Below are 946 nucleotides of genomic sequence, written 5' to 3' on the forward strand. Positions count from 1 at the left end.
AAGGAAGTCGAGCAGCATGAAAGAAATCAAGAACATTCTCATCTGTGGCGCGGGCATGATGGGCAAGAACATCGGCTATGTGTTTGCGTCCAACCCCAGCTTCCAGGTGGGCATGTATGATCTGTACCCCACTGATGTGGAGGCGGGCATCCGCACCAACACCAGGCAGCTCCTGGACAAGGGCGTCATCACCGAGCAGGAGCTGAGCGACCGTCTCTCCCGCATCTCCTTTACCAACGACATCGACAGCGATCTGGTGAAGAACGCCGATCTGGTGATCGAAGCCGTTTTCGAGGACATGAAGATCAAGCGGGAGACCTTCGCCAAGCTGGAGGCGCGCTGCCGCCCCGACACCATCTTCTGCACCAACTCCTCTGTCATGAGCCCCAGCGAGATCTCCGCCGAGCTGAAGCACCGTGAGCGCTTTGTGGGCACTCACTTCTGGAACCCCGGCCACCTGATCCCCCTGGTGGAGGTGGTCAAGTCCGACGCCTCCAGCGACGAGGTGGCCCAGACGGTGATGGAGGTGCTGCGCTCCGTGGGCAAGAAGCCCGTGCTGTGCAAAAAGGACGTGCCCGGCTTCATCGCCAACCGCATGCAGCACGCCCTCTGGCGGGAGGCCATCTCCATCGTGGAGAACGGCATCGCCGACGCCGCCACCGTGGACGAGGCGGTGCGCTACTCCTTCGGCCTGCGGCTGCCCCAGCTCGGCCCCATGGAGAACGCCGACATGGTGGGTACTGACCTGACCTATAACATCCACGACTACATCCTGCGGGATCTGGAGGACTCCCACGAGCCCTCCCCCCTGCTCAAGCAGCTCCGCGACGAGGGCAAGATCGGCTTCAAGACCGGTGAGGGCTTCCAGAAGTGGACGCCTGAGCAGGTCGCCCAGTCCAACGCCGAGCTCAATGAGTATCTGATTCGGATGCTCTACGGAAAGTAA

General features: G+C 61.3%; 1 protein-coding gene. It reads left to right on the forward strand.

From position 1 onward, the window contains the following. The first annotated feature begins 16 nt into the window (after window positions 1–16). Window positions 17–946 (forward strand): 3-hydroxyacyl-CoA dehydrogenase family protein, encoded by a 930-nt coding sequence (locus tag HMPREF0372_RS05925; RefSeq protein WP_039996781.1) that lies wholly within the window; start codon window positions 17–19, stop codon window positions 944–946.

Source organism: Flavonifractor plautii ATCC 29863 (assembly GCF_000239295.1).
In the GTDB taxonomy this organism is placed as follows: Bacteria; Bacillota; Clostridia; order Oscillospirales; family Oscillospiraceae; genus Flavonifractor; species Flavonifractor plautii.

Bases quoted from the DNA above. Each gene is read 5' to 3' on its own strand.
- HMPREF0372_RS05925 (WP_039996781.1), top strand. From the start codon at position 17: ATGAAAGAAATCAAGAACATTCTCATCTGTGGCGCGGGCATGATGGGC.